This is a genomic window from Sphingobium rhizovicinum, assembly GCF_042647625.1.
In the GTDB taxonomy this organism is placed as follows: domain Bacteria; phylum Pseudomonadota; class Alphaproteobacteria; order Sphingomonadales; family Sphingomonadaceae; genus Sphingobium; species Sphingobium rhizovicinum.
In genome coordinates, this window is the sequence record NZ_JBHRVU010000004.1 from 283,995 (window position 1) to 309,847 (window position 25,853).

The 25,853-nt window shown below is 62.1% G+C and carries 25 protein-coding genes and 2 tRNA genes; 6 read left to right on the top strand and 21 right to left on the bottom strand.

Annotated elements, in window-relative coordinates; translation table 11 throughout:
- Window positions 1-153: 153 nt before the first annotated feature.
- The 3 genes from paoC to paoA are packed head-to-tail and all read right to left on the bottom strand — an operon-like array spanning window position 154 to window position 3,946.
- Window positions 154-2,358 carry an aldehyde oxidoreductase molybdenum-binding subunit PaoC gene (gene paoC / locus ACFOKF_RS02685; protein WP_380792873.1) on the bottom strand — a complete coding sequence of 735 codons (2,205 nt, stop codon included), beginning with the start codon at window positions 2,356-2,358 and terminating at the stop codon, window positions 154-156.
- Window positions 2,355-3,311, bottom strand: a complete 957-nt coding sequence (locus ACFOKF_RS02690; protein WP_380792874.1) for an FAD binding domain-containing protein — start codon at window positions 3,309-3,311, stop codon at window positions 2,355-2,357. Before ACFOKF_RS02690 ends, paoC begins: the two co-directional genes overlap by 4 nt.
- Complete coding sequence (gene paoA / locus ACFOKF_RS02695) at window positions 3,308-3,946, bottom strand: aldehyde dehydrogenase iron-sulfur subunit PaoA (protein ID WP_380792876.1); 639 nt, start codon at window positions 3,944-3,946, stop codon at window positions 3,308-3,310. The genes ACFOKF_RS02690 and paoA overlap by 4 nt, the downstream gene beginning before the upstream one ends.
- A gap of 328 nt (window positions 3,947-4,274) precedes the next feature.
- Between paoA and ACFOKF_RS02700 the strand changes: the two genes are divergently transcribed.
- Together ACFOKF_RS02700 and ACFOKF_RS02705 are read left to right on the top strand one after the other, a co-directional pair.
- Window positions 4,275-4,349: transfer RNA gene (locus ACFOKF_RS02700), tRNA-Gly, on the top strand.
- A 55-nt stretch (window positions 4,350-4,404) separates the two neighbouring features.
- A tRNA-Gly gene (locus tag ACFOKF_RS02705) sits at window positions 4,405-4,479 on the top strand.
- A 152-nt stretch (window positions 4,480-4,631) separates the two neighbouring features.
- Here ACFOKF_RS02705 and ACFOKF_RS02710 read toward each other — a convergent pair.
- The 4 genes from ACFOKF_RS02710 to ACFOKF_RS02725 form a co-directional block, all read right to left on the bottom strand.
- Window positions 4,632-4,931, bottom strand: a complete 300-nt coding sequence (locus ACFOKF_RS02710) for a hypothetical protein (RefSeq protein WP_380792878.1) — start codon at window positions 4,929-4,931, stop codon at window positions 4,632-4,634.
- Window positions 4,931-5,194 (bottom strand): hypothetical protein, encoded by a 264-nt coding sequence (locus ACFOKF_RS02715; protein WP_380792880.1) that lies wholly within the window; start codon window positions 5,192-5,194, stop codon window positions 4,931-4,933. The genes ACFOKF_RS02710 and ACFOKF_RS02715 overlap by 1 nt, the downstream gene beginning before the upstream one ends.
- Window positions 5,195-5,327: 133 nt before the next feature.
- Window positions 5,328-6,104 carry an HNH endonuclease gene (locus ACFOKF_RS02720; RefSeq protein ID WP_380792882.1) on the bottom strand — a complete coding sequence of 259 codons (777 nt, stop codon included), beginning with the start codon at window positions 6,102-6,104 and terminating at the stop codon, window positions 5,328-5,330.
- Window positions 6,105-6,230: 126 nt separating this feature from the next.
- Complete coding sequence (locus tag ACFOKF_RS02725; RefSeq protein WP_380792884.1) at window positions 6,231-6,575, bottom strand: helix-turn-helix domain-containing protein; 345 nt, start codon at window positions 6,573-6,575, stop codon at window positions 6,231-6,233.
- Window positions 6,576-6,698: 123 nt separating this feature from the next.
- Here ACFOKF_RS02725 and ACFOKF_RS02730 point away from each other — a divergent pair, with 123 nt between their 5' ends.
- Entirely contained in the window at window positions 6,699-7,499 is an 801-nt protein-coding gene (locus tag ACFOKF_RS02730; RefSeq protein ID WP_380792886.1) for a hypothetical protein, read from the top strand.
- Between the two features lie 3 nt (window positions 7,500-7,502).
- Window positions 7,503-8,753: an MBL fold metallo-hydrolase gene (locus ACFOKF_RS02735; protein ID WP_380792888.1), complete on the top strand. Its 1,251-nt coding sequence runs from the start codon at window positions 7,503-7,505 to the stop codon at window positions 8,751-8,753.
- Window positions 8,754-9,411: 658 nt separating this feature from the next.
- Here the strand turns inward: ACFOKF_RS02735 and ACFOKF_RS02740 are convergent.
- The 10 genes from ACFOKF_RS02740 to ACFOKF_RS02785 form a co-directional block, all read right to left on the bottom strand.
- Complete coding sequence (locus ACFOKF_RS02740) at window positions 9,412-9,948, bottom strand: integrase arm-type DNA-binding domain-containing protein (protein WP_380792890.1); 537 nt, start codon at window positions 9,946-9,948, stop codon at window positions 9,412-9,414.
- 69 nt (window positions 9,949-10,017) lie between these two features.
- A complete protein-coding gene (locus ACFOKF_RS02745; RefSeq protein ID WP_380792892.1) occupies window positions 10,018-10,236 on the bottom strand; it encodes a hypothetical protein in 219 nt (72 codons plus the stop codon).
- Between the two features lie 89 nt (window positions 10,237-10,325).
- Window positions 10,326-10,712: a hypothetical protein gene (locus ACFOKF_RS02750; protein WP_380792893.1), complete on the bottom strand. Its 387-nt coding sequence runs from the start codon at window positions 10,710-10,712 to the stop codon at window positions 10,326-10,328.
- Between the two features lie 77 nt (window positions 10,713-10,789).
- Window positions 10,790-12,070 carry a tyrosine-type recombinase/integrase gene (locus ACFOKF_RS02755; RefSeq protein ID WP_380792895.1) on the bottom strand — a complete coding sequence of 427 codons (1,281 nt, stop codon included), beginning with the start codon at window positions 12,068-12,070 and terminating at the stop codon, window positions 10,790-10,792.
- A 275-nt stretch (window positions 12,071-12,345) separates the two neighbouring features.
- Window positions 12,346-12,810, bottom strand: coding sequence for a very short patch repair endonuclease (locus tag ACFOKF_RS02760; protein ID WP_380792897.1), 465 nt, complete (start codon window positions 12,808-12,810; stop codon window positions 12,346-12,348).
- Window positions 12,797-13,510: a GIY-YIG nuclease family protein gene (locus ACFOKF_RS02765; protein WP_380792899.1), complete on the bottom strand. Its 714-nt coding sequence runs from the start codon at window positions 13,508-13,510 to the stop codon at window positions 12,797-12,799. The genes ACFOKF_RS02760 and ACFOKF_RS02765 overlap by 14 nt, the downstream gene beginning before the upstream one ends.
- A gap of 12 nt (window positions 13,511-13,522) precedes the next feature.
- Window positions 13,523-14,377: a hypothetical protein gene (locus ACFOKF_RS02770; protein WP_380792901.1), complete on the bottom strand. Its 855-nt coding sequence runs from the start codon at window positions 14,375-14,377 to the stop codon at window positions 13,523-13,525.
- On the bottom strand, window positions 14,374-15,522 hold the full coding sequence (locus ACFOKF_RS02775) for a DNA cytosine methyltransferase (RefSeq protein ID WP_380792902.1): 1,149 nt from the start codon (window positions 15,520-15,522) through the stop codon (window positions 14,374-14,376). The genes ACFOKF_RS02770 and ACFOKF_RS02775 overlap by 4 nt, the downstream gene beginning before the upstream one ends.
- A 453-nt stretch (window positions 15,523-15,975) precedes the next feature.
- Window positions 15,976-16,284 carry a hypothetical protein gene (locus ACFOKF_RS02780; RefSeq protein ID WP_380792903.1) on the bottom strand — a complete coding sequence of 103 codons (309 nt, stop codon included), beginning with the start codon at window positions 16,282-16,284 and terminating at the stop codon, window positions 15,976-15,978.
- A gap of 3 nt (window positions 16,285-16,287) precedes the next feature.
- The gene (locus ACFOKF_RS02785) at window positions 16,288-17,331 is read right to left on the bottom strand and encodes a tyrosine-type recombinase/integrase (RefSeq protein WP_380792905.1); all 1,044 of its coding nucleotides are present in this window, start codon (window positions 17,329-17,331) and stop codon (window positions 16,288-16,290) included.
- Between the two features lie 415 nt (window positions 17,332-17,746).
- Here ACFOKF_RS02785 and ACFOKF_RS02790 point away from each other — a divergent pair, with 415 nt between their 5' ends.
- Window positions 17,747-20,368 (top strand): putative bifunctional diguanylate cyclase/phosphodiesterase, encoded by a 2,622-nt coding sequence (locus ACFOKF_RS02790; RefSeq protein ID WP_380792907.1) that lies wholly within the window; start codon window positions 17,747-17,749, stop codon window positions 20,366-20,368.
- Window positions 20,369-20,561: 193 nt separating this feature from the next.
- A complete protein-coding gene (locus tag ACFOKF_RS02795; RefSeq protein ID WP_380792909.1) occupies window positions 20,562-20,792 on the top strand; it encodes a hypothetical protein in 231 nt (76 codons plus the stop codon).
- A gap of 99 nt (window positions 20,793-20,891) precedes the next feature.
- Here ACFOKF_RS02795 and ACFOKF_RS02800 read toward each other — a convergent pair whose 3' ends face one another.
- From ACFOKF_RS02800 to ACFOKF_RS02815, 4 genes are all read right to left on the bottom strand, one after another.
- Window positions 20,892-21,317 carry a response regulator gene (locus tag ACFOKF_RS02800; RefSeq protein WP_380792912.1) on the bottom strand — a complete coding sequence of 142 codons (426 nt, stop codon included), beginning with the start codon at window positions 21,315-21,317 and terminating at the stop codon, window positions 20,892-20,894.
- A gap of 74 nt (window positions 21,318-21,391) precedes the next feature.
- Window positions 21,392-24,163, bottom strand: coding sequence for a TonB-dependent receptor (locus ACFOKF_RS02805; RefSeq protein WP_380797620.1), 2,772 nt, complete (start codon window positions 24,161-24,163; stop codon window positions 21,392-21,394).
- A 165-nt stretch (window positions 24,164-24,328) separates the two neighbouring features.
- Window positions 24,329-24,997, bottom strand: a complete 669-nt coding sequence (locus ACFOKF_RS02810) for a 2OG-Fe(II) oxygenase (protein ID WP_380792914.1) — start codon at window positions 24,995-24,997, stop codon at window positions 24,329-24,331.
- A 75-nt stretch (window positions 24,998-25,072) separates the two neighbouring features.
- Window positions 25,073-25,843, bottom strand: coding sequence for a class I SAM-dependent methyltransferase (locus ACFOKF_RS02815; RefSeq protein WP_380792917.1), 771 nt, complete (start codon window positions 25,841-25,843; stop codon window positions 25,073-25,075).
- Window positions 25,844-25,853: the final 10 nt, after the last annotated feature.

The window sequence follows — 25,853 nt, forward strand, 5'->3', positions numbered from 1 at the left end:
GGGTCGGGAGAGTCGAGCTTGCTTGGAAAATGCGCGGAAGAGCGCATTTTCGACGCGGCACCAGCCCACACCCTCACCCGACCGCCCAGACATGATATCCTGATGGGTGGTCGGGTGAGGGTGTGGGCTGGTGCGGATGCGCCAAGGGCGCTTTTACGCCGCCTGCGCTTTCAGCAGCTTGTCGATGGTCAGTGGATAGTCGCGCAGCCTTATGCCGGTGGCGTTGTAGATGGCGTTGGCCACCGCAGCGCCCGCGCCGCATATGCCCAGTTCGCCCACGCCCTTGGCCTTCATCGGGGAGCTTTTGTCGTCCAGCTCCTCGATGAACAGCACGTCCTGCGGCGGAATATCGGCATGCACCGGCACCAGATATTCGGCCATGTCATGATTGACGAAGAAGCCGAAACGGGTGTCCACGTCCAGCGCCTCCATCAGCGCCGATCCCGCGCCCATGGTCATCGCGCCGATCACCTGGCTGCGCGCGGATTTGGGGTTCAGGATGCGGCCGGCGGCAAAGGCCCCGCCCATGCGGCGGATGCGCACTTCGGCCGTGTCGATATCCACGCCCACTTCGCAGAAATGCGCGCCAAAGGTCGCCTGAACATAACGCGTGTCGAGGTCGCCGAACTCGATGCTGTCTTCCGCCCACAGCCCATCGCGCCCGGCCAGCGCCGCCAGCGTCTGCGACTGATTGCCGAGTTTGATCAGGCCATCCTCGAACAGCGCCTGATCGGCGGGATAGCCGGCCTTTTCCGCCAGCTTCGCGCGCAACGCCATGGCGGCGGCATAGACGCCCGCCGTGGAGCTGTTCGCACCCCATTGCCCGCCCGATCCGGCTGACACCGGAAAACGGCTGTCGCCCAGCCGCACCGTCACCGCCTCAAGCGGCACGCCCAGCATTTCCGCTGCCGTCTGGCCGATGATGGTGTAGCTGCCGGTGCCGATGTCGGTCATGTCGGTTTCGACGATCACCTTGCCCGCGCCGTCCACGCCGATCCGCGCGCCCGATTTGCCTACCAGATTGTTGCGGAACGCCGCCGCCACGCCCATGCCGACGCGCCAGCGCCCGTCGCGCACCTGCCCCGGTTTGGGGTTGCGCTTGCTCCAGCCGAACCGATCCGCGCCCGCGCGCAGGCACTCCACCAGCTTGCGGCTGGAATAGGGACGCTGCGGCCCTGCTTCAGGATCATATTGCACATCGTTGCGGATACGCAGTTCCACCGGGTCGACGCCGCACGCTTCGGCCAGTTCGTCCATTGCGACTTCCAGCGCCAGCAGGCCCACCGCTTCCCCCGGCGCGCGCATCGCATTGCCTTCGGGCAGGTTCAGCGTCACCAGCCGGTGCGCCGTCATCCGGTTCGGCCCGCGATAGAGAAGGCGGGTCTGCATCGCGGCGGTTTCCGGCCCGCCGCCGGGCAGGTCGCCCGACCAGACTTCATGGCCGATCGCGTCGATCACGCCATCCTTGTCCGCGCCGATGCGGATGCGCTGGATGGTGGCGGGGCGATGGGTGGTGTTGTTGGGGATCTGGTGCCGGGCGATCGCGACCTTCACCGGGCGGCCGACCTTCCTGGCCCCCAGCGCCGCCAGCAGCGCGTCGGCGCGCAGGAACAGCTTCGATCCGAAACCGCCGCCAATATAGGGCGACACCAGCCGCACCTTATCCTTGGGAATGCCCAGCGTCTTGGCCACTTCGCCCACGCCCCAGTCGATCATCTGGTTGGACGTCCACAGCGTCAGCCGGTCGCCATTCCAGGCGGCGGTGGTGGCGTGCGGCTCCATCATCGCATGGCTATGGTCAGGCGTGGTGTAATGCTGGTCGATCTGCACCGCTGCGGCGGCAAAGCCGCCGTCGAAATCGCCGACCTGCGAATCCGCCGGGGAACCGAAGATGGCGGGTGGCATGACGCCGCGGATGCTTTCGGCCTTCAGGTCGAACTTGCCGCCGTCCGTCCCATAATCGATGCGCACCAGCTTGGCGGCGTCGCGCGCATTTTCCAGCGTGTCGGCGACGACCAGCGCCACCGCCTGCTCATAATGGTCGATCTGCGGGCCGCCCAGCAGCGGCGCGGTGTTCATGCTGCCTTTGCCCAACTTGCCGGCATTGGCGTGGGTGACGACGGCCAGCACGCCGGGCGCAGCCTCCGCCGCGCGCATATCCATGGCGGCGATCCGCCCCTTCGCGATGCCCGCGCCCACGATCCAGCCATAGGCGGCGTTGGGGGCGGCGTCGTGCCGTTCATAGGCATAGGGGGCGGTGCCCGTCACCTTGGCTGCGCCGTCGATCCGGTCATGCGGAATGCCGACCACCCGGCCCCGGTCGATCGGGTTGATGCCCGCCGGCTGATCGAACTTCATGCCCGTTCCTCCTGCTGCCGATAGAGCGACGCCAAAGTCCTTTCGACCAGCAATTTCTTGAAATCATTATGATGGGTGGTGCGGGCGCCGTTCAGCGCCGCTTCCGCCACCGCCTTTGCGCCCTGCTTTGCCGCCGCATCCGCCGCCGCCACGCGCCAGGGTTTCGCGCCGATCCCGCCAAAGGCGAAGCGCGCGCTGCCGTCCTTCCCGAAAATCGCCGCCACCGACACCAGCGCAAAGGCATAGGATGCCCGGTCGCGCACCTTGCGATAGACATGCGTCCCGCCGATCGCCTTGGGCAGGGTGACGGACGTTATTATCTCGCCCGGCTTCAGCGCCGTTTCTTTCTGAGGTGTCTCACCGGGCAGCAGGTGGAAGTCCGCGATCGGGATCGACCGCTTCGCGCCATATGCGTCTATAGTGTCTACTTCGCTGTCCAGCAGCCGCATCGCCACCGCCATGTCGCTGGGATGCTGGGCGATGCATGCGTCGCTCACCCCCAGAATCGCCAGACTCCGGCTCATCCCCTGCATCGCGCCGCAGCCGCTGCCCGCCTGCCGCTTGTTGCACGGCATGCGGGTGTCGTAAAAATAGGGGCAGCGGGTCCGTTGCAGCAGGTTGCCGCCCGTCGTCGCCTTGTTGCGGAGTTGCCCGGATGCGCCCGCCACCAGTGCCCGGCTCAGCACCCCATAGTCGCGCCGCACCCGCTTGTCGGCGGCCAGATCGGTATTGCGCACCAGCGCGCCGATGCGCAGCCCGCCCTGCGCCGTTTCCTCGATCCGGTCGAGGCCCAGATGGTTGACGTCGATCAGATGGGTCGGCGTTTCGATCTGCAATTTCATCAGGTCCAGCAAATTGGTGCCGCCCGCGATGAAGCGCGCGCCCTGAACCGATGCCGCCGATCTGGCCGCCGCCTCCACGCTGGCCGCGCGTTCATAGGTGAAGGGCTTCATGCCTTGGCCTCCCCGGCCACGTCGCGCATGGCGGCGATGATGTTGGGATAAGCGGCGCAGCGGCAGATATTGCCGCTCATCCGCTCGCGCAGTTCGGCGTCGGTCAGCGTCACCGCGTCCAGATCGGCGGTGGCATGGCTCGGCACGCCCGCCGCAATCTCGTCCAGCACCGCCACGGCCGAACAAATCTGCCCCGGCGTGCAGTAACCGCATTGATAGCCGTCATGCACGATGAACGCCTTCTGCATCGGGTGCAGCGCTTCGGGCGTGCCCAGCCCCTCGATCGTCGTCACCTTCTCGCCATCATGCATCACCGCCAGCGTCAGGCAGCTGTTGACGCGCCGGCCCTCCACGATCACCGTGCAGGCGCCGCACTGGCCATGGTCGCAGCCCTTCTTGGTGCCGGTCAGGTTGAGATGCTCGCGCAGCGCGTCGAGCAGGGTGGTGCGGGGATCGAGCTGGAGATGGACCTCGCGGCCGTTGATCGTCAGTTCCACCGGCATCATGGCTTTGGCTCCATGGATTTTGGATGGCGCGGCGGCAGCGCCGGGCGCGCCCGATAAAGCGGGTGCGGCGGCGGCCAGCACGGCGCTGCCCTGCAACAGGCCGCGGCGCGTCAGTTGATCGGACGACATGTCTGCGTTTCCCTATTGGCTGCTATGCATTACGAAGGGCGGCGGCAAATGATCCCGCCGCAACAGATATGAGGGCAGATTAGCAGATCGACAGCGTGGGCCAAGCGGCCCTTTTCCGGGGACGCGGGCCGCATGATTCGCCGGATCATGATATGGCCAGCGTCTGAGCGGCATTTTCTTTGCTGCTCTAAACCACCGAAAAGGCTGGTTTTCCACATCAGAAAAGGCGGATTTCATTTTTCTGCAATTCTGCCCCTTGCCGATTTGGGAAAGCCTTGCTAGTTGGCCGCCACCCGCCGAGAGGGCTTCACCCTCCCGGCCGCCAAGAGCGGGCGTAGCTCAGGGGTAGAGCACAACCTTGCCAAGGTTGGGGTCGAGGGTTCGAATCCCTTCGCCCGCTCCAGATTTTCTGCCAGTTGGCCACATCCGCCGGAAGACCATTTCTTTCGGCCGCCCGAGCGGGCGTAGCTCAGGGGTAGAGCACAACCTTGCCAAGGTTGGGGTCGAGGGTTCGAATCCCTTCGCCCGCTCCAGTTTTCCCATATAAATCAAGGTAATACCCGCCCTTCGGGCGAGGTAAGATTGCGCCTTCAATCTGTGTCGCCACCATGTCGCCACGGGAATGCAAACCAAGGGACGCGATTTGTGCCTTTGCTGCCGAGTGAACGCGCTCCTTGCGGAGCAGTCAGGGTCTTGAAAGTCGGCTCGCAAGTGCCTGCACATCGGCGTCCATGCTCTCGGCGCTCAAGTTCTCTAACTTTACCGCTTTCGCCCGTTCGACAAAATCAAGGCTTTTGGCCTCGGCCTCCGAGAGCATCACGATGTCGGCGGAAGGGAGCGCTGATTTGATCTGCGCCTTGCAGTCGATAGCGAATCTGCACGACTCAAGATTTGCCGAGCGATGCACGAGAAGCAAATCGATGTCGTGTGGTTTGGGTCCGCCACTGAAGAACGAGCCAAACCCATAAACGGTAAGGCTTTCCATCAAATAAGCCCTTGTTCTTTGAAGCGCTTGTCATCCCAGTCGTTCAGATAGGCCCAGAACACCCGACGATTGAGTGCGGCCATAAAATCTCGGATGTCGAAGAGGCCTACCCGTTCGTCACGACACTGCATCTTGAGATCGGTGGTGTAACCACACCAATTCGACGAGATGATGATCGCGTCCAATCTACCGAGCTTGCCGGTCGTTTCCAGATACTCAGCAACGCCATAGGAATAGCACTCGCATATGAAAACTTCGAGCACAGCCCCGTCCGTCTTTGTAAGCCTGTACCGCCCATCACCCAACGCTTCGAGGCTACGCACACGGCTATGCGTACGCATTCTTTGTTCGAAGAAGTCGAAATTTCCATAGTAGCTCGGCCAAGGAAATGTCTCACTATGCGCTGGCATGCAGAGTCCCTTGAATCAGATCGGCAAAGGCCGTTGGGAAGCGGACAACACCTTCGTAAGCGATCTCATCTGCCACCCAGCGCTCATAACCGCGAGCATGAAGCTGGAAATCTGCAATTATCCGCTGTTGTTCAGGTGTGAAAACTTGGGCACTATCGCCTAGAATTTCGGTGATACGGCGATTGTTCGGTACGATCGTTCCAAGCCGCTCAGATAGCCAAACCGCATAGGCTGCATCGCTATTTGGGTTTTTGCGAGCGAGGTCTGAAAGCGGTCCGTAATTCAGCCAGACCTGATGGTTGGCGGCGAGCAGCGGCGAAATCTCACGCGCTATGGCCTGTTTGTCGGTTGCAGGGTCTGGATGAAGCCGTAAACGAACAAAGGCTTCGTGGTCAGCCTTAATCTGGTGCAGAGATTCGACTGGGAATCGCCCCTCGTTTTCGGCGCGATCAATCAGGCTGTGATGAGTTGGGCACAAAAGAATTAGATTCTGATAGTCATCCCGCTCTTGCGGGGTCTGTGCTGCATCATGGCGGTTTGCGCCGGGTTGATCGCCGCAAATATGCGCCATCTCGCCCAATGTGTAAGGGGCATACTCACCAGCTTCACTAAATGTCAGTCTCTGCCGACATTCGGGAAATGCGCATAAGCCCCCCGAGGCCGACCACAGAATCTTTATTGATTTTTGGGTGATTGCCATGGTCTTCAATTTTTCAGGGACTGCAAATGACGCAACTAGCGAAAGCTCCCCTACTACGTCCATTTCTGCAACTCGTTTCAGACAAATCGACGCGAGATAGTCATTTTCACAGATAGGTTGAGGTGCTTGCGCGTGGCGCTCACCCGTCAGGGATGCGGGGACCCCTATTTTTAATAGATCGCAAATCGCCTATTTGCGCGCTTTCGGCCACATCGCGTCCATCATACGAAGCGTCGCCTCGATCTGATCGTCCGCCATCGACCGAACCCGGTCAGCAACTGCCGTGGTGAGGCTTAGTCGGTGGGGCGACATGCCCGCCGCCTCGCTACCATCGTCGAAGAACTCTTTCACCGGCACCTCCAACGCGACCGACAGGCGTTCTAATGTCTCAAAGCTGGGCAGGCTCTTGCCCCGTTCCAACTGCGAAATGGCGAACACGGTTCGGTCAACGCGCTGCGCTAGCTGCTCTTGGGTCAGCCGCCGGAGTTTCCGGATTGTCTTTATTCTGCTGGCAACGCGATCCTTGAGGTTCATCCCCAGAATTTGCCCGCTGCCGCTTCGTGACGGTATCAAGCATCAAGCTGACTGATTTCGATTTACAAGTAGTATGATACTAGCACCTTCCTTTGGCTTGGCTTTAGATTGGAGATGTAAGGTATGTTCCCGGCTGAGAGCCTCGTCCCGCTGTCGCTGTTCGACGATGTTGATCGCCTCGCAGCCGATCACCTGAATATCGCCAGCATTAAACATCGATCCGCGCTCCAAAGGCTGAGCGCGACGCCACCCGTAGCGTTCGATGGGGTAGGTTTTGTGCGCACCCTGTTTGAAAGGGTGGCCGGGAACTGGCTTGGATGCATCGGTGCGCTGGCCAAGTCGCCGTCGCGTGAGAACTGGCGGTGGCTCGAACCTAAGTGCGATCACGCCGCCCATAATTCGAGTCCGGAGGTGACGCTGGAGCGCGCCATTGTCAGCGCGGCGAGGTCACGGGGTCGGAGCGACTGGTCGAATCAGGTTCCCATTGCATCGGGGATGATCGCGGGAGGTGGCGATCGGCGGCGGGCGATTGATCTGGTCCATCGCCGTGGTCCTAACGCTTTCGAATTCGTGGAGTTGAAGGTAGGAAGCGACAATCCGCTCTATGCAGCGGTGGAAATCCTCAAATACGGTTTCGTCTGGCTGCTAAGTCGGGAGCATAGTGCGCGCCTCGGCTATGGCGGCAAGTCGCTTGTCGAAGCCTCGGATGTGCGGCTGTCAGTCCTCGCGCCACATCCATATTATGATGGACTGAATCTCGGCTGGTTGGAGGCGGGGCTATCGCGGGGCGTCATGGCGCTAGGTGCGGAACGGCAGGAAGTCCGACTGTCCTTTGCCTTCGAAGCCTTCCCCATATCGTTTGTCTGGCCTGATCCCGATCCGATGACTGCATTGTCGGCGCTCGATCAGCGGACGCGGGTGTAGGATATGCGCTTCCGGATTCATCGTGGCGCGACCGTCATCGGCGGCAACTGCATTGAGGTGCAGTCGAGCGGGAAGTCGCTGCTTCTCGATTTGGGTCTGCCGCTGGAAGCGGGAAGGCCCGATCAGAGCTTATTGCCGCCAGTCGCGGGATTGGTGGACGGGGACAGTCCCGACCTGCTCGGCGTCCTCATCAGCCATCCCCATTCGGATCACTATGGGCTGCTCGAAGTAGTGCATCCCTCGGTGCCGGTGTACATTGGCGATGGTGCGCGGCGGTTATTGGAGGTCGCCTCGGCTTTCACGACAGGTAGGAACTTCGCGCAGCCGATCACGACCTATCGCAATCGCGGCTCGTTCAACATCGGGCCGTTCCGGGTCACCCCCTACCTGATGGATCATTCCGCTTTTGATGCATATGCGCTGCTGATCGAGGCGGACGGGCAACGGCTGCTGTATAGCGGCGACTTCCGCGCACATGGCCGGAAGGCATGGGCATTCGACGCCTTTCTTGCCGACCCGCCCGCCTCAGTCGATGTGCTGCTGATGGAGGGAACGGTGTTGGGGCGTGAGGATTCGCCTGCCCCGATGACAGAGGATCAGGTCGAGGCTGACATTGCCTCGTCGATTGCAGATACCAGCGGTATCGTCCTTGCTTGCTTCTCCGCTCAAAACATCGACCGACTGGTCACTTTCTATCGCGCGACGCAGCGGTCTGGTAGGCAGTTCATTGCGGACGCCTACACGGCAAATATTCTGGACGCCCTCGGCAAGTCGTCGCTGCCCAGCCCGCTATCGCCATCATCAAGGATGAAGGTGTATCTGCCAAAGAGGCAGAGGGCGCGCATCATCAGGCAGAAGCGGTTCGATCTGGTCGAACCCTATCGGCGGCACCGCGTATTCGCTTCGGACATAGGAGCGACCTGCGATCAATGGGTGATGATGTTTAGGTCGTCTATGATCGAGGATGCGGAAGCCATCGGCGAATTGGCCGGGGGGAAGGTCATCTGGTCGCTCTGGCCGGGCTATTTGGATCGGGAGAAGCCCGATTTAAGGGCGTGGGCCAATGCTCAGGGCATGAGCTTCGAAATTCATCACACCTCCGGTCATGCCCATGTTTCTGATCTGCGCCGATTTGTAGATAGAGTGGGGGCGAGCAAGCTCGTCCCCATCCATACCATGCAACCTTATCGCTACTCTGAGCTATTTCCCAATGTCAGGCCTTCACCTGATGGAGAATGGTCCGAGATTGGATAAAGGTATGTGTGAGTATGCCCTTACTGGCTCGGTTTCTGTCCTGTATCTTTGCTGATCGCTATCACTATCCATTATCCTGGGGAGCAAATTGAACCATTGCTCTAGGTTTTAAGCTGTCATCCAAGCAGGTCATGCGTTCGCCGCGCGCCTTGTGAAAGCCGACGCATGAAAAGCTCGCCTCACAATCGGGACTGGACGCGCAATATGCGGCGATGCTGAGCATCGCTCCCGCCCCTGCATACCGACGACAGGACTCAAACCGAATGGCGATTCCATGGTGGCGATGGCGGATCAATTCCTGCAGGCGGTGAAATTGCGGATTTGGCCCGCCGTTAGGACACCAACTTGCCACACCTAAGCGCCCATGAGGCTAGAGGAATCGTTGCGGGGTATATTTCATTCCCTCTCGGCTTTCATCTCATCGCGTTTCATCGAAATGGTCCGCCGTCATGCGATGAAGCGGAAAATAGCGAAATTTATCTCATCTGAGTTTTTTGGTGGGAGCGCAAAAGAGAACTGGAGCAGGCTTGCGGGTCTGATTCAGCCAGTTTTGTCTTTTTCTGAAGCGCGCCGATCTGCCTTTTTCAAACTCCCCGTGACCTAAAGTCTCTCTGATTGGGCTGGGGTAATTGGGGGTAACTGACCAAGACAGACCGGTTTAATCTGTTTGCGATTCAGCCTCATCCAGAGCCGCGTTACGGCGGGCTCTTGCTGCTTGCCGAGCATCGTCGAGTGAAAGCGCCGTGATTTTCCCTAATGTGTGTTTTTGGAGCCTCCCAGTATGGCCGGGGCGAATGAAGAGCACAAAGCTCTTATAGCCCGTGGTCCGTACTCGAACCCCCAGTCCGGGGACTTCCTGATCCCAAGCCATATATTCGCGATCCCTTGGCTGGAGCGCATGAACGGTTTCGTCCGAGAGGAGCGGGCGAATGGCCACCTCTAGCTCTGTCCAAGTTGATCCGGCTTGAAATAGCAAATCTTCCGGATCGCATCCGCCAGCGTCTGCGGAAACTTCTCGCTCATGGAATACGGGCGGCTGATCCCGGAAAGCGCGTTTGGCGTATGCGTGTGGATGACCTTGGAGTCGCAGCGCCCAATAGGCATCGTTCTTGTAGCGGGGGTCACGTTCTGATTCCGGTCGGCGACGCAATCGCCGCAATAGCTGCTCGTTGGTCGGGTTCTTGCGGGCTTTCACCTGTGCCTCCTTCACATACGACATGTGCCGATGGGTCGCCCCACCGGCACACAATCTGGGTCGCTACGGTCAGTCCCGATGAATGTTGGCGGACTCCGCGTCGAGATACTGGGCGAGTTGGGAAATGGTCGCCGTCGTATAGATCGACGGCCCGCACATCGCATAGACGATGGCCCCGTCCCGACCATTGGCGCGAGCGCCCGCGATCTGGCTTCGGCGAACCAAAGCCCCGCCGCCGGTCGCCGCAGGGATGAGGATGAAGCCGTCGACTTCTGCGGTATGTTCCATGATGTTCTCCGTGGTAGTGCTAGCGGGAGAACGATTTCTCCCATCCATGCAAAACCAGACCCTCAGAGGGTGTCAACTAACTGTTTTATCTAGGCGAACTGTTCGTCGTATTCGATGCGAGCAGCGTCCATATGTGCTTGCATCTCCGCCTCCTGATCGAGAAGGCGCGTGATCTCGTCGAAGCCGGGATGCCCGGTGATGAACAGATCGTCGTCCAATTCGTAATCCGGTTGGAGAGAGTCATCGACGCGCGCTCCCTTCGTCGTGGAGGTGGAATCCAATAAGCCAGTGGTGCGCTGCGCTACCCATGATTCGAGGTCGCTCAGAGGGTACATGCAGAGCTTCCCGACTTTGAAAAATCGCGGTCCGCCTCCGCGCGTCGCCATCGTCGCCAAGCTGGCGGCTGTGGTTCGAAGTCCATGAGCTTGCAAAAGCCGTGCGGCTTCGGGGCGGCGGAAAGTACGACCATGGGTCATTGGAGCCTCCTGTTGGAACGACACCATTGTCTTCCCACGGTATATACCGGCGGATCAGAAATTCAGCCAAAGTTCCCCTATGTATGGCCTTCAACGGGCGTAGGGGTCGAAGGCGGTGTTTGCATGGCGACGGCGATCTTCTGTCCAACGGCTTCGACCGCGCGGGCCGCCGTCCCGTCGATGACATGCGCATAGGTCGCTAGTGTTGTGCGCGGGCCTTTGTGGCCCATGATCGCAGCGACGGACACGGCGTCCACGCCGTCAGCCAAGGCGAATGTCGCCATAGCGTGCCGCGCATGGTAGCGGACTCTTCCGGGGAGCTTGGCCTTCGTCCGCGCCTGATTCCATATCTTTTTCGCCCCGGTGAAATGGCCGTCGCCACGGGTAGCCGGAAAGACATAGGGCGACGCGCCGCGACTGATCGCTGACAATATGTCCACGGCGGCTTGCGACAGGGGGCGCACCGAATACCCCGTTTTGCTCTCCGCCAAGCGAAGGCACTGGTGATCGGTATCGACTTCCGCCCACTTTAGACCTTCGATCTCGCTGGGTCGTGCACCGGTCAACAGAATCAGCCTTAGGATGGCGATACCGGCAGGATTGCATCCCTCCGCTTCCAAGGCAGTCAATGCCTGAGCGATCTGGGCAAACTCTGATGCGGTAAGAAAGTCGTGCCGCTTCCCTGCGCGCGGCTTTCTCGCAAGTGTAACCGGATTGGTGGGGATCAATCGCTTTTCGACGGCATAGTTGAAGATGATCGAAAGATCGCTTGCCACCTTGAGGGCTGCACCTTCACCGCCCCTGACTTTCACACGCCCGCGCTTCTTGCCGGACAGTCCATCCTTTGCTGTTTCGCCGCGTGCGATACGCCGGATCATGCCGTTTATGTCGTCCACGGTCACATCGCTGATGCGCTTGGTTCCCAAGAGCGGGACGACATGATGACGGAGCCGTGCCAACATGTAGGTGCGGGTGCGCTCCTTCATGGGACGGCCCGTGCGCTTGCCTGCTGGAGCGTCGATCTCCCATTGGTCGATGAACTCGGATAGCTTTTGCTCGCGACGCTTGGTCTGGCGGTCAGACAGCGGATCGGTGCCGCGCCGAACATCGGCAAGCCTGTCGCGCGCCATCGCGCGGGCCTGATCTGGGGTAAGTTCACCGACGCGGCCCAAGGTCATCCGCTTCTTGGCGACACTGCGTCCGCCGCCATCGGGACGGTATTCAACGATGTAGGATTTGACCCCGCTGGGCAGGACCTGAACGCCGAAGCCCTTCAATTCGGTGTCGTAATGGCGATATGATTTGGCGGAGGCCTTGAGGCCATCAATATGGCGTTTGGTGAGTTTCTCGGTGGCCAAATCGTTGCGTCCAAATCACCACCATGTCGCCACGCCGGTGTAATTAATGGTTATATTGAGATAGCCACCCTCATAGTGAAGCTAGCTCAATATAACCATTAATTGCTCGTAAAATCAATTATTTAGGTCGGTATTTTGCAAGCGTTGGTCGTTCACCGTAAGTCACGGTTAGAAACGATACTGCCTTTGCCAAGGTTGGGGTCGAGGGTTCGAATCCCTTCGCCCGCTCCAGTTTTCCATTGAAATTATAAAGGCTTGTAGGCGCTTAGGGCGCTTTATACGCCCTTGTCGCTCGGCTCGGGGGAGCCGCTGGGGGAGCGGTGCAACGCGCCGCCAGGGCCATCCAAGAAATTGCGGATTCGAGCTTCCAACTGGTTGCGATCGCGCAATTCACACTCCCAGAGGACGATGCTGCGCCAGCCTGCCTCTTCCAACTCCCCCAGCACGCGCGCATCTCGCGCGACATTTCGGGCGACCTTGGCACGCCAGTAGTCGGCGTTATCCTTGGGCTGTCGAGCGCCCCGTCGACAGTCGTGACCGTGCCAGAAGCAGCCATGCACAAAGATCACACAGCGCCGCCCGGAGAAAACCAAGTCGGGCGAGCCAGGCAAGTCCTTGCGGTGGAGGCGGAAGCGATAGCCCAGTGAGTGGGCCAGCCTCCGCACAAGCATCTCGGGCTTGGTGTTCACCGATTTGACGGCCCGCATAGTGCGCGACCGCGCGGGGTCAGGCGTCTTCATCGCCCTCTGGCTCGACTGAGGCCGCGCCACCGAGCGCCTCATACCGGCGCTCCGCGAGCCATTGAAGGCGCTTCGCCTGGGTTAGGAGCACGCGGCGAAGCCCGCCCTGCACCTTGCGCTCGGAGATGACCTGAGCCAGCCGTGAGATAATGAGCGCACGGCGCGCTATCCGAAAGTCGGGATGCGAGCGAAGCTCGAACACCCTGTCGGATACGATGCGACCACGAAACGATGGCGGCGGAGCCACCGTCGCCGTTCCGAGTGGAGGATCTTTCTCGTTGAGGATCGCCCTGAACTCCGATCCCTCAATGGCCTGCGCTGTGACGAGACGCTCCAAGGCGTCCAGATGCTGGCGGGCGGCAAGATCAGCGCGGGCGACCTCCTGAAATTCGGGCAGCGGCCAGACCTCAATCTCAAATACCTCGAATGGATCGAGGACTGACATTGCGACCGCGTCGGTTCGCTGATTCGTCAGATGGCGGCGAATGCGGGTCCGCAGCTTCTCGTTGGTTTGCCCAACGTAGATCGGTTCGCCATCATAGTCGAAGAATGCATACACGCCCCATCTGTAGTTGCCGACCGGACGGGTGGTGCCTGTTGAATCCTCGAAGGGCGAATTGAGAAATCTTGCGAGATTGTCTCGCAAATCCTCAGTCTCAAAGGGAGGGAAGTTGACGGAATCAGGATCGCGATTGGGCATCGCTATCCCGTATCAGACGCGACGTATCGCCGTCATCTCTGATTCTTGCGCCACCACGCCGCCGCGCCTGACGGTGGTCTTTCTCATCAACTCTCTGCCCGAGCGAGCGACGGCAAAGTCTACATAGTGCAACTCGTCGTCCTGCCCGCCAAAGCAAGAGTGGAAAGCCGAGAGAAACTCCACCTGATCCAGCGACTGCGCCGCAGCGCTGGGGGCCGCCACCGACGGGATTGACGCCGGCAGTAGGTAGATGCAGGCGGGTGGCGCTCTGAACGGACCAAGATCGGTCGCGCGGTCCGTTGCGGCCAGCAGCTTGGGACAGGGGCGTCCGATGGTCCCGCAGACCATGTCCCAGAGCACCACGCCATCAACCCGCTGGTTGCGGGAAATCATCTCCGCGCTCAGCCGTGTATGAATGCCCGACCAAGCGTTTCGGCGCGGGTCGGCCCCGTGATTGGTGCAAATGCTCCATATCACGAACTCGTCTGCATTCGCCGGGCGCTCGAAGATGTTGGTGTTGTTCCCGTCGAGGCAGCCCTTCAAGTCGATCACAGCGTTGCGGCCGCTGTTCAGACGGACGATATAGTCGTTGCGATTGGCGTCCTCCGTCAAATCCCAACCGGCGATGAAGCCACCATCCTCCATGTGGTTCAGGGCGTGTTGCACGAACTCGCGCTTGCCGCGCATGGTGGCAGAGAATTGTCCTCTGACACGCTCGACCGCTCCGCGAAACAGACCGGAGTTGTAGAACTCCTTCTCATCCAGTCCGTGGTCGCCGAGCTTGTGCGCCTCGGTTTTCAACACCTCTGCAAAGCGCTCAATCTGATCGCGCAACCCCTTGTTCTGTTCACAAGGGATAATGCTCACGCAGCCTCGCGATCTTGTGCAGCGGCAATGCCCAAGAGGGGCTCAAGCAGATAGGCGGCGAGGTGACGAACAACCGGCACTGCGACGCCATCACCCGTCAGGTGATACGCCTCGTTGTAATTCTTTGGCAGCTTGTATTCGTCAGGCAGGCCCATCAGCCGCGCTGTCTCCCGCGACGAGATCAGCCGCGAGCGAATATCGTTACCATCGACCACAATTATTGTCTGCCGCGAGGAGCCGCCAGCGGGTGTCCTGAGGCACCCGGCAACATCGTCAAACCGTACCTCGGCGCGTTGCACCTTTACGCCCCGCTCGTCCAGCCGGGTCCGCTTATAGACGCCACCAACCATGCGTCGCTTCGCGCGCTTGGCGGCAGACACCTTCGCAAGATTGAGGGCGGACATCATGCCGAGCAGTTGTGTCGTCTCGGCGGGCGTGTGCCAATTCACACTGGCCGGATTTTCCTCAACTAGATCGGCAAAGGTTGAATTGCGATGAGGCGGCGTCGGGACATTCCACCATAGCCACGCCCCCTTTGCGTCGTCCGAAATGCTCTCGGCCGCCGTGCAAAGCCCCCGCGTGTGGAATGGCTCCATTGGGCCGGGGGCAAGTAACGCAGGGTCGATCTCGACGTCTTCACGAACACCAAGCACGAAGAGGCGGGGGCGAGACTGCGGCACGAACAACGCGGCGTTCACGACAAGAGCGCCATAGCGATATCCTGAGTCAGCGAACGTCTGGCAGATCGCTTGGAAGTCTTTGCCTTCGTGGGACGTCAGCGTTCCACAGACATTTTCCAGTGCAATCAGCCGGGGCGCGCGGCCATCCGCGATGAGACCTTTGATGACGTCCCAAAAGGGATAGAACGTGCCGGAGCGCTCGCCTTTCAGCCCAGCGCCGCCACCTGCCAGTGACAGGTCTTGGCAGGGGAACGAACCCCAGACAAGATCGGCGGTGCCGGGTAAGTCAGCGGCTCGAATATCCTTCACATCACCAATGGTTAGCTCGCCCCCAGTCCCCCAATTGGCCTGATAGGTCATGCCCTTCTTGTGATCGAAGTCGTTGGCGAACAGGCACTTCCAACTGTCGCCCAGTCCGGCCCGAGCCATTCCTCCGCCCGCGAAGAACTCGTAGAAGCTAGGCATTGCCAACCTTCCCCATTGGGGCGGGCCGCTCAACAGCATCCCGCGTCAGTTTCTCCTCGATTGCCTCCGCGATCCAAGTGTTCCGTGACACGCGCCCCGGACGTGCTGCTCTCGCGTGGTCAATCGCCTCAAACGTCTCCTTGGACAGCCTCAGGTTGATGCGATCCAAGTCGGCTACTGTTCGTTCGGGAATAGACATGGCGCCTTTATGGCGCCACATTCTGCCACTGTCTAGCCCCTTTGTTCTCTTGTTGTTCCATTTGTCCCCCGAGCGCAACCCCTCTTGGCTCGACTATGGAGCAAACGGGCTTATCCCCGCAGCCTGGAAACGGCACTTCTGGCAGAGGCGGTTTCCCGGCCCAGTGCTGTCGAACGGCGCACCACAGCGCAGGCACTTGCGCCGCGTCTTGGGCGTGTGGAGCGTCACGTCGCGCTCCGGGCGGTTGAGGGGCCTCACCCCGGCACCTGTCCAGCGGCGACCATCTCCGCGTGGATCGCGTCCCGCAGGGTCCGCAGGTGTTCCAGCTCCTCCGCCTCGAAGGCGTAATGCGGTCGCACGCCCTGCTCCGATAGGAGGCGAAGCCGCTCCAGCCGCGCGATGTGGCGCACCGCTCGCTCATACTCGTGCTTGTTGTAGGTCTTCTGCAATCCCGGCTTGGCGTGGCCCAACACGGCGCCGCGCACGTCCTGGTTGAAGCCGAGGTCCGCCAGCCGCGTCTCGCAGGTGACGCGGAAGTCGTGGACGCGGTATGAGGTCAGCACCGCCTAAGGGTCAGCCTTCCGCATCAGCTTGAGCGCCCCAGCGTCCAGCCGGGTCTTGGCCTTGGAGAAGCCCTTGATATGCCCCGCGCCCGCGTCAGTGGAGAGCAGGTGGTAGTCGTTGCCCGGCCATACGGGCAGGCCGTCGATGATCGCCCAGGCGGCGTCGGACAGGGGCAACACATGCCCGCGCCGGGACTTGTGCCTCTCCTTGGGCGGCTCATGCAGCCGGTTGGCTGCGTCGATCTCCGAGCGCCGCGCTGCCGCCCACTCGTCCCGCCGCCGCCCCGTCAGGATGAGAAGCTGATACCAAGGGCCGAAGGGGTAGCCGAGGTCGCCCGCCGCTCGCCAGACGTGGCGCAGCTCGTCGTTGGTGAGCGCCCGGCCCGCGTCGGCGTTGGGGTCGAGATCGCCACGGCGCAGCCCATGCACCGGGCTGTCCGTGAGCAGCTCCCGATCCACGGCCCAGTTGAACAGCCGGGACAGATGCTTGCGGACCTCGCGCGCGGTGCCGACCTTGTCGGCGGCGACCAGCTCGTCCAGCAGCTCGTGAACGTCGGCGCGGCGAACGTCGCGTATCGGTGTGCTGCCCAGCCGGGGGACGACGTGCAGGTCCAGCACGCGCTTGATGTTCTGCCAACTCGCGACGGTGCGCTTCGCGTCCTGCTCGATGAAGCGCCGGGCCACCGTCTCGACGGTGTTGGTGTGGCGCAGCAGGTTCGCCTCGCGCCGCTCCGGGCGGGGATCGCGGCCCTCGCTGGCGGTGCCCAGCAGCTCGCGCGCCTTCTCCCGCGCCTGAGCGAGGCCCAGCAGGGGATACTGGCCCAGCGTGATGCGGTGCTGGCGACCGGCGAGAAGTCTGCCCGTCGTGCTCACCCCGCCCTCGCCGGGCACCTTGTAGATGACACTGAACGACTTGACCCCGCTGGTCGTCACCCGGAGCACGAGGCCGGGGACAACCTCGTCTCCCAGCTCCACCCGCCCGCTGGTGGGAGGGCGCATTCGCTCCAGCATCTGGTCGGTGAACCGCCTCTTGTTTGCCGCCGCCATCTCGTCCTCCTATCGGGGGAGCCGTGGGGGAGCGAGAATTGCCGGTTTTCCACGGAACCACCTGGAACGAAACTTGCCCAATATATGTAGCAAAGGCAAGCACTTGTCTTGTCAGTAAGTTTCTTTGCGGAACCGCGTGGGGCCTCAAATGCGGCCCTTGCCAAGGTTGGGGTCGAGGGTTCGAATCCCTTCGCCCGCTCCAGTTTTTCATGAAAACATGGCTATAGCCAGCAATGTCGGCGCATGTCGCGATGCGGCTATTCTATGCTCGCTGCGTTTCGGCGCGATCGGTTGCCTGCCCGGTCGGGGCTTTTCGCGGGTGATGTGCCGCGACTGGCTTGTCCCGCATATGTCCAGCTTTCCTGCGCGCGGCGGAGTAATTCTCTGGCAAGAAGTTCGCGCTATGGTTGCACGCATGTCCCTGTTGCGCGCGTCCCTTGCCGATAGTCCGTCCCGTCCCATGACCATAATGGTCGCGCTTGGCCTAGCCGAGAGCGGGACGGAGGTCGCCGCATCCTGGATTTCCGGGGCCTTCATCCATATCGCCCGGCTATGGCCGCTGATCCTGCTCGCCAAGATCTGCGTTGTCGCGCTGCTGCGCCTGCCATTTTATTCGGGCGATCGCGCGCAGGCCGCCATATTGGCGGGCATGTTGATGATCGACGGCGCGCTGATGCTGCTGCCGCGCCGGCAATGGTTTCAGCGGCGCATGCCGCATGTCCAGAATCGGCTGATGCTGCCGATGGTGTTCCTGTCGGGCCTCAGCTTCAGCCTGTGGCTGGCCCAGGAAGCGGGCGCCGCGACCGACACGCTGTTTCTGGCCGCTGTGCCGGAACTGGCGGTGGCCTTGCTGGCGGTCTGCATCTTTGGCGATCGCCGCCTGCTGGGGATCAGCTATTTTCTGGGCGCGCTGATCGTGTCCGTGCTGGACCGGGCCGGCGTGATCCAGATCGGCCTGCTGTGCAGTTGCGTCATCGTGATGCTGATTGCGACCGTGCGGCAGGCGACGGCGGATCGGGATCAGGCGATCGCCCGCCACCGGCAGGATTTGCGCGCGCAGCGATCGGACCGGCTGTTGCAAGAGCATGAGCGCACCGGCCGGGGATGGTTCTGGGAAACCGACCGGCAGGGCTGCCTGACCTATATTTCCGACACGCTGACCCAGACGCTGGATGTGCCGCAGGGCGGGCTGCTGGGGCGGCCGATGACCGACATTGTGCGCCCGGACGACCGCAAGCAGGGCGATGGGGAGCGCACGCTGGGCTTCCATCTGTCGGCCCGCACCGGCTTTTCGGAAATTTCTGTCTGCGCGGCTCTGGTCAGGGACGCGAAGGAAGAGCGCTGGTGGTCGATTTCCGGCCAGCCGATATTCAACGAATATGGCCAGTTTCACGGTTTTCGCGGGTCGGGTACGGACCTGACCGAAATGCGCCGCAGCCAGGCGGAAGTGACGCGGCTTGCCCAGTTCGATTCGCTCACCGGCCTTGCCAACCGCATCCAGATGCTTCGGTCGCTGGAACAGGCGGTGGCCGACCGCAATGGCACGCCGGGCGCCTGCACGCTGATGATGCTGGACCTTGATCGGTTCAAGAGCGTCAACGACACGCTGGGCCATCCGGCAGGCGACGCGCTGTTGCGGCAGGTCAGCCTGCGGTTGCAGAAGGTGGTCGGCAACAAGGGGCTGGTCGGTCGGCAAGGCGGCGACGAATTCAAGATATTGCTGCCCGGTCGCCATGAACAGGCGGCGCTCGGCCATCTGGCCCAGGCGATCATCAGCGACATATCGCAACCCTATATGATCGAAGGGACTGCCGTGGTGATCGGCGTGTCGATCGGCATTTCGGCCTGTCCGCAGGATGGCGTTACCGCCGACGCGCTGATCCGCAATGCCGATCTGGCGCTCTATGCGGCCAAGGGCAATGGGCGCGGCGTCCACCGCTTCTATTCGTCGGATATGCACGCCGATGCGGAGGATCGCCGCCAGTTGGAAGGCGATCTGCGCCGGGCGCTGGCCGCCGATGGCCTGCATCTGGTCTATCAGCCGATCGTTTCGTCAAAGACCGAACAAGTCACCGGCTATGAGGCGCTGTTGCGCTGGACCCATCCGGTGCGCGGGCCGATTTCGCCGGCGCTGTTCGTGCCGATCGCGGAAGACATCGGCCTCATCGGGCAGATTGGCGAATGGGTGATGCGCACCGCCTGTCGCGATGCGGCGCAATGGCAGGATGGCGTGCGCGTCGCGGTCAATGTGTCGCCCAACCAGTTCACCAATCCCGGATTCCCTTCGACCGTGATGAATGCGCTGGCGGCGGTCCAGCTGGCGCCGGAACGGCTGGAGCTGGAAATCACCGAAAGCGTCTTCCTGGACGAAGAGGCCGGCATCGATGCGATCTTCGCCCGGCTCAAGGCGATTGGCGTGCGGCTGGCGCTGGACGATTTCGGCACCGGATATAGTTCGCTCGGCTATCTGCGCACCGCGCCGTTCGACAAGATCAAGATCGACCAGAGCTTCGTGCGCGGCGCCGCGATCAAGGGCAGCCGCAACGGCGCCATCGTCAAGGCGATCGTCAACCTGGCCGAAGCGCTGGGCATGGACACCACGGCGGAGGGCGCCGAAACGCAGGACGAACTGGCGCTGATCCGGCAATTGGGGTGCAGCCATATTCAGGGCTATATCTATGGCCGGCCGATGCCGATCGAAGATGTGCTGATCGCCCAGCGCAGCACCGGCACCAGCGCCAGCGCCAATGGCTATCGTTCCAGTCGTCCGACGCGCAAGACGATGCTGCGCACGGTCGCCGTCCATCATGACGGTCATATCTATACCGGACGGGTGCGCAATATTTCCGCCACCGGCGCGCTGATCGAAGGATTGTGGAATGTGCCGGCCGGCACGGCTTTCGCGATCGAATTTGCCGATAATCACCTGGTCAACGCCACCAGTCGCTGGTCGAAGGACGACCGGATGGGCGTGGAATTTTCCAGCGCGGTGGACATCGCCAGCCTGCGTAACGTGCCGCGATCCATGGCGTCCTGACGGGGCGGCGCAGCGGGTCGCCTCAGCGCACGCGCACCGCGCCATCAGCGCCATCCATACCGCGTCATTCGGGGGGCGGGCATTATGTCCAATATTTGCCGTCGCATCCGTGGTCTAAGGCAAGATGATTTCGATCAGTGTCGCAATCATATTATAGATATGCTTTGTTATCAGACAGGATTTGTCAAAGGCAATGGACTGGGTTCCCGTTGTTTTCATAATATTCAAGGTTGCCGTGCTCGGCACCGGCATGTTCTTTGCCATCAAATGGCATTATGATCAGGATAAGAAGACGCGGAAAGGAGAGGTACTAAGCGCTGTCGGTAAGATCAGCGCGGTTCTGGCGCTGTCGCTGCTGGGCCTGCTGTTCTTCACCTTCATGCTTGCCAGGACGCTTGGCCTGGACATGACATTCCCGCGATAAAGGGGCGCCGCCGCGCATGCTGCTGACAGGGCGTACCCCCGGCGTCAGGTCCGCTTCGCGCGCCTGACGCTCCGTTTTTATTGCATCATTGTCGCCTTGTCAGGCTGCGATCGCCGTCTCCGCCTGTTCGAAAGCCGGCATCAGGCCGCGACCGACTTCGCGGATCAGGGTGACGAAGCGGCGGGCTTCGCGCACGATCATCGCCTTGTTGAAACAGGCGGCGGCGCCCCGGTCCATCGCTTCGGCCGTGATCGGCGCGCCGTCGCGCACCAGGCTGGACAGCATGATGACGGGGCAGGGGTCGATCGCCATGATCTCGTCCAGGATCGTCATGCCGTCCTTGCCGGGCATGGCGATGTCCAGCGTCACGACATCGGGCTTTTCCAGCCGGATCATGTCCAGTGCTTCCTCGCCATTGCGGGCGATGCCGACCACTTCAACCCGGCGGTCCTGCTCCAGCAGCGTTTCGATCATCGTGCGGATGGTCAGCGAATCATCGACCACCACAATTCTGACAGGCTTCATTGTCGTCTTCCCCAACCGTTACGTCGATCATAACGGCCGGGGAATGCACAAGTTTAGGCGTGACTAACGCCCATTTAACCACGCGGGCGATTGGCCCCCGCGCTGAAATTGGGGAAGAAGAGCTTGCGGAAGCTGATCGATACGGTGCGGCCCAGCGGATCGAGATAGCCCGGCTGATAGCGCAGCGGCGTCGCGCCGGTGGCGTCCGTCACCGTGCGGCGTTCGTTGAAGATATTGTCGATGCCGATCGACAGCCGTGATCCGCGCAAGAAAGGTACGTCCTTCACCAATTTGGGCATTTGCCCCAGATTGGCGAAGATGCGCAGATTGGCGGTGGCCAGACTGCCGAAATTGAGCCGCGAGCTGCCGGCGCTGGTTCCGGTCAGTGCGCCATCGACATGGGTGCCGCTCTCCCAGTCCACGCCCAGCCGCGCGCCGATGCCATTGTTCATATAGCCGATCCGCGCCTCCACCTCATGCCGGGGCTGGCCGCCCGACGATCCGGTGGCGTCGCCATCCAGCAGGTTCAATGGCGCAACGCCCGGCGCGATCAGGATATTTTCGGCGAAATGCCAGGTGTGATAGACGCTGAAGCTCAGCCGCCCGCCGCCCTGACCGCCCGGACCACTGCGGAAACCGCCGCCGTCCGGCCCGCGGGGGCCGCCACCGGGACCGCCAGGGCCGCCGGGACCAGCATTCCCGCCCTGTCCGCCGCCCGGCGGCGGGCCGCCTTCCTGCCCCGGCTGCCGGTCGCGCTGCGAAGGCCCCCGCATAGCGTCCAGTTCCTTGGGCCGGTCTTCCGGCTTCGATCCGGCGGCGCGCCAGGCTTCGATCACCTTCTGAATGTGCGATTTAAGCTGGAAGGACAGGGCGAAGCCCCAGCGCAGTTGTTCGCTTTGCGACCGCAGGAAGTTGATCGGCCGGGAATCGATCTGGAGCAGATTGCCGTCCGCGTCGCGCAGGAACCGCTGGGGGAAGGCCGCCTCGATCGCCGGGGTGGGCGATGGGAAGGCGGAAATGGGGTTGCTGGTCCGGCTGTTGAGATAGGTGGCGGTCAGCGTCAGATTGGGCTTTTCGAACGGCTTGACCGTCGCGCTCAGGCGGAACTGGTCGCGCACGCTTTCGCGCAATGTCGCATTGCCACCCGACAATTGGGTGACGAACACCGTTTGCCCGGTCGCATAGTCGAACACCGACACGTTGGGCGTGGAAATCAGCGGATCGGTCAGCTGCGTGCCGGTTGGCGCGGCGCGGTCCTGATTGGCGGAAACAAGGATTTGCACCGCGCTCACCGGCTGCCAGCGCAGGCCATAGCCCAGCGTCGAAAGCGTGCCGAAATCCGAATAATGCTGCGCCGCGGCGTTCAGATTGACGCCAATGTCGCCCACGCCGCCCAGCACGCCGCGCGACCGGCTGGTGATCGGCAGGTCCAGGCTGATCTGTCCGCTGGTGATTTCGCGGTTATAATCATTGCCGCTCTCCACGCCCGATCGCAGCGACCGGCTTTCAAAGCCATTGGCCGATGCACCGATGCGGATCGACGTCATCACCTTGCCGGCGGGCAGGTCGAACAGTGCGCCGCTGACCAGCAGGTCGCCCTGCACCGCGCGGCTTTCCGCCCGCGCCCGATCGGTGCGGTGGGTGGACAGCAGGTCGGCGGAAAAGCTGCCATAGGGATTGACGCCGGCGTCGCCGGCATCGATCGCGTTCTGGATCGCGCCGGTATCCACGCCGCGATCGGTGCGGGTCCGGGTGATCGACAGGTCGCCATTGCCGGTGAAGGACCATTGCCAGCTGCCGCCCAGCCGCCCGTTCAGCGTTACGCCGACATGGCCGGTGGTGCCGCGCACCTGTTGCCCCAGCGCGCCCGCCTGCGCCAGATAGCGATACAACGTCACGTCATTGGAAAAGGGGGAGAAAGGGCTTCCCGTCGGCAGGTTCAGCGCCGCCTGCGACAGGCCTTGCAATGAATCGCTGTCGGACAGTTCCAGCCGGCCATTGATCGTGGCCGATACCCCGCCCAGCGCGCGCGCCAGCGTGGCGTTGGCGGAAAAATTCTCGGTCGATGGGCTGAGCGTGCGGTATCGGCTGACATCACTGACGTCGGTTGCGTTCGCCCCGGCGGCGAAATCGGCCAGCGTCGGCACGGCGGTCGCGGCGCTGCCGGGCACGGTGGCGACCGTGACGTTCTGCCCCGCCATCGCGGACAAAGCCGGATCGATCTGCGCCCCCTGCGTCGTCGCGGTAACATTGCCCAGCGTCGAATAGGGCCGGCCGGGCGCGGCCGACACGATGTCGCGCTGGCTTTCCAGCAGATGCGCCGCGCGGCTATATTCCAGGTTCAGCGTGAAGCGATTGTCGCCCTGAATGCGCAGCAGACCGGCTTCCACCTCGCCATTCTCTCGACCACCCTGCGTCGTCGTGCCGACTTTCGTCTGTCCGGTTTCGGCGCGAAACCGCTCCCGCAGCACGATGTTCATCACCTTCTGCGTGGGCGCATAGCCATAGGATAGCGCAACCTGTTCGGGGAGAATGTCGACGCGCTGGATCGCCTCGGTCGGCAGGTCCTGAATTTCCGAAAAGCTGGAAATGCGCTTGCCGTTCAGCAGGATGACCGGCGTGCCATTGGTCTGGGGCGACAATTCGCTGACCAGTTCGGAAATGGAGGCGACACCCAGCGCGCGCACATCGCCCGGCGACAATTGCTGTTCGGGTTTCACATCGCCGATCACCGATCCGCGCTGCGGCTGGCCGGTGACGATAATCTCCTCGCCCTCGTCCATCTGCGGCGTGGCAGGCCCGCGCGGCTGCTCCTGCGCCAACAGCGCACCGGGCGCGACGCCCATCATCAACGGCAACAGGAAAACGGATGCGGATCGACGCACGAAAAACCCCCCAGGACAGACCGGAACCCCTATTCGTCTAGCCGCCACTTGTCGCAAGAATCTGGCATGTACCGGACAAATTTGTCGCAAAATGTAATGGGTCGGCTGAACGGGGGCTGGCTGGTGTTATGCAGCATCGTGAAAAATGATGCCCAGCGTATAGCGCACGCCCGACAATAGCCGGCTGACGCCATGGCGCATCTGCACCCGATGCACGCCGCGCGCGCCCATGACCGGCCGGTCGCGCACCGGGAAGACCACGGCGTCGCCCAGCGCCAGCGGCACGACTTCGGGGCGGGATTGCATGCGCGGGCGCTGCTCGGTCAACACGAACGCGCCGCCGGTAAAATCGCGCTCCGGCTGAGACAGCAGCACGGCGGCCTGCAACGGAAAGATATGCGGGCCATAGACATCCTGATGCAGCGCATTCCAGTCGCCCGCTTCATAACGCAGCAGCAGCAGCGTCGCCTTGTCCTGCCCGCCCAGCGCGCAGCGATTGAGGAAATCGGCGTGCCGTGCGGGATATATCTCACCTGTCCCCAGCATCGCCGCCCGGCGATTGGCGTGCGCCGCCAGCGCGGGCCACAGCGCTTTCCGTAGCGCCGCAACCGGCTCGGGCAGCGGATAGGCGAAATAGCGATAGCGCCCGCTGCCATAGCCGTGACGCGCCATCACCACTTCCTTGCGGAATGCGGCGGAATCATCCCACAGCGCAATGATGTCTGCGCATTGTTCGGGCGACAAAAGGGCGGGCAGGCGCGCGGCGCCATGGCGATCGATGTCGGTCAGGTCCATGAAGGCAGGATGGCGGATAGCAGCGCACCCGTCATCCCGCGCCTTGCGGTCAAATCCTTCCCATGCCGGGGAGGATTATTTGGGCTTCCTGAACCGGAACAGGAAACGGTCGGTCTTGCCGCGCACCGCCGGGTCGAACACCAGCTTGCTATGATCGTCCGCCGCGTTGGCGAGCAGCGGGCTTTGCGCCTCCAGCACGAAGCCGGCGCTTTCGAAATCCGCCTGCACCACCGCCGGGTCGATCCGGTGCAGCGCGTCCACGATCGCGCGCGTGTCGCCCGGCGCGCCGACATGGTCGATGATCCCCACGATCCCGCCCGGCTTGGTCGCGGCATAGAGCGTCTTCACGAAAGCGGCGGGATCGGTGCGCGGGATGCCATATTTGTCCGACTGCCAGTAGAGGTCGTGATAGCTCATATTGATGATGGTGAAATCGAAGCTGTTCGCAGGCGCACTGAACGCCTCGAACGGATAGCGCACCCAATCGACCTCCGGCCGCCGCGCGACCAGCGCCGCCCATTTGGGCTTTTCCTCTTCGCTGGCGTAAAATTGGCTGGGTTCAAAGCCCGTGACCTTGCCCTTCGGCCCGACCACATCGGCCATGATTTCCGCCCAATAGCCCGATCCGGTCATGATGTCGGCCGCCTTCATGCCGGGCTTCAGCCCCAGGAAGGTCAGCGTCTCGGCCGGCTTGCGGCTGGCGTCCAACTCCCGCGCTTCGGCCGGGCGCTTGGGGTCGGCGATGGCGGCGGCGAAGTCGGTTCTGGCGAAAACGGCGACCGGGCTGGCGATCGCCAGTCCCGTGATGGCCGATCCCGTAACGGCAAGTGCAACGATCAGGCGCATGAAACCCCTC

Excerpts from the sequence above, each read along its gene's own strand:
- paoC (WP_380792873.1), bottom strand. The coding sequence starts at position 2,358 with ATGAAGTTCGATCAGCCGGCGGGCATCAACCCGATCGACCGGGGCCGG.
- ACFOKF_RS02690 (WP_380792874.1), bottom strand. The coding sequence starts at position 3,311 with ATGAAGCCCTTCACCTATGAACGCGCGGCCAGCGTGGAGGCGGCGGCC.
- paoA (WP_380792876.1), bottom strand. The coding sequence starts at position 3,946 with ATGTCGTCCGATCAACTGACGCGCCGCGGCCTGTTGCAGGGCAGCGCC.
- ACFOKF_RS02710 (WP_380792878.1), bottom strand. The coding sequence starts at position 4,931 with ATGGAAAGCCTTACCGTTTATGGGTTTGGCTCGTTCTTCAGTGGCGGA.
- ACFOKF_RS02720 (WP_380792882.1), bottom strand. The coding sequence starts at position 6,104 with ATGGACGTAGTAGGGGAGCTTTCGCTAGTTGCGTCATTTGCAGTCCCT.
- ACFOKF_RS02725 (WP_380792884.1), bottom strand. The coding sequence starts at position 6,575 with ATGAACCTCAAGGATCGCGTTGCCAGCAGAATAAAGACAATCCGGAAA.
- ACFOKF_RS02730 (WP_380792886.1), top strand. The coding sequence starts at position 6,699 with ATGTTCCCGGCTGAGAGCCTCGTCCCGCTGTCGCTGTTCGACGATGTT.
- ACFOKF_RS02735 (WP_380792888.1), top strand. The coding sequence starts at position 7,503 with ATGCGCTTCCGGATTCATCGTGGCGCGACCGTCATCGGCGGCAACTGC.
- ACFOKF_RS02745 (WP_380792892.1), bottom strand. The coding sequence starts at position 10,236 with ATGGAACATACCGCAGAAGTCGACGGCTTCATCCTCATCCCTGCGGCG.
- ACFOKF_RS02750 (WP_380792893.1), bottom strand. The coding sequence starts at position 10,712 with ATGACCCATGGTCGTACTTTCCGCCGCCCCGAAGCCGCACGGCTTTTG.
- ACFOKF_RS02760 (WP_380792897.1), bottom strand. The coding sequence starts at position 12,810 with ATGAAGACGCCTGACCCCGCGCGGTCGCGCACTATGCGGGCCGTCAAA.
- ACFOKF_RS02765 (WP_380792899.1), bottom strand. The coding sequence starts at position 13,510 with ATGCCCAATCGCGATCCTGATTCCGTCAACTTCCCTCCCTTTGAGACT.
- ACFOKF_RS02775 (WP_380792902.1), bottom strand. The coding sequence starts at position 15,522 with ATGCCTAGCTTCTACGAGTTCTTCGCGGGCGGAGGAATGGCTCGGGCC.
- ACFOKF_RS02785 (WP_380792905.1), bottom strand. The coding sequence starts at position 17,331 with ATGGCGGCGGCAAACAAGAGGCGGTTCACCGACCAGATGCTGGAGCGA.
- ACFOKF_RS02790 (WP_380792907.1), top strand. The coding sequence starts at position 17,747 with ATGTCCCTGTTGCGCGCGTCCCTTGCCGATAGTCCGTCCCGTCCCATG.
- ACFOKF_RS02795 (WP_380792909.1), top strand. The coding sequence starts at position 20,562 with ATGGACTGGGTTCCCGTTGTTTTCATAATATTCAAGGTTGCCGTGCTC.
- ACFOKF_RS02800 (WP_380792912.1), bottom strand. The coding sequence starts at position 21,317 with ATGAAGCCTGTCAGAATTGTGGTGGTCGATGATTCGCTGACCATCCGC.
- ACFOKF_RS02805 (WP_380797620.1), bottom strand. The coding sequence starts at position 24,163 with ATGGGCGTCGCGCCCGGTGCGCTGTTGGCGCAGGAGCAGCCGCGCGGG.
- ACFOKF_RS02810 (WP_380792914.1), bottom strand. The coding sequence starts at position 24,997 with ATGGACCTGACCGACATCGATCGCCATGGCGCCGCGCGCCTGCCCGCC.
- ACFOKF_RS02815 (WP_380792917.1), bottom strand. The coding sequence starts at position 25,843 with ATGCGCCTGATCGTTGCACTTGCCGTTACGGGATCGGCCATCACGGGA.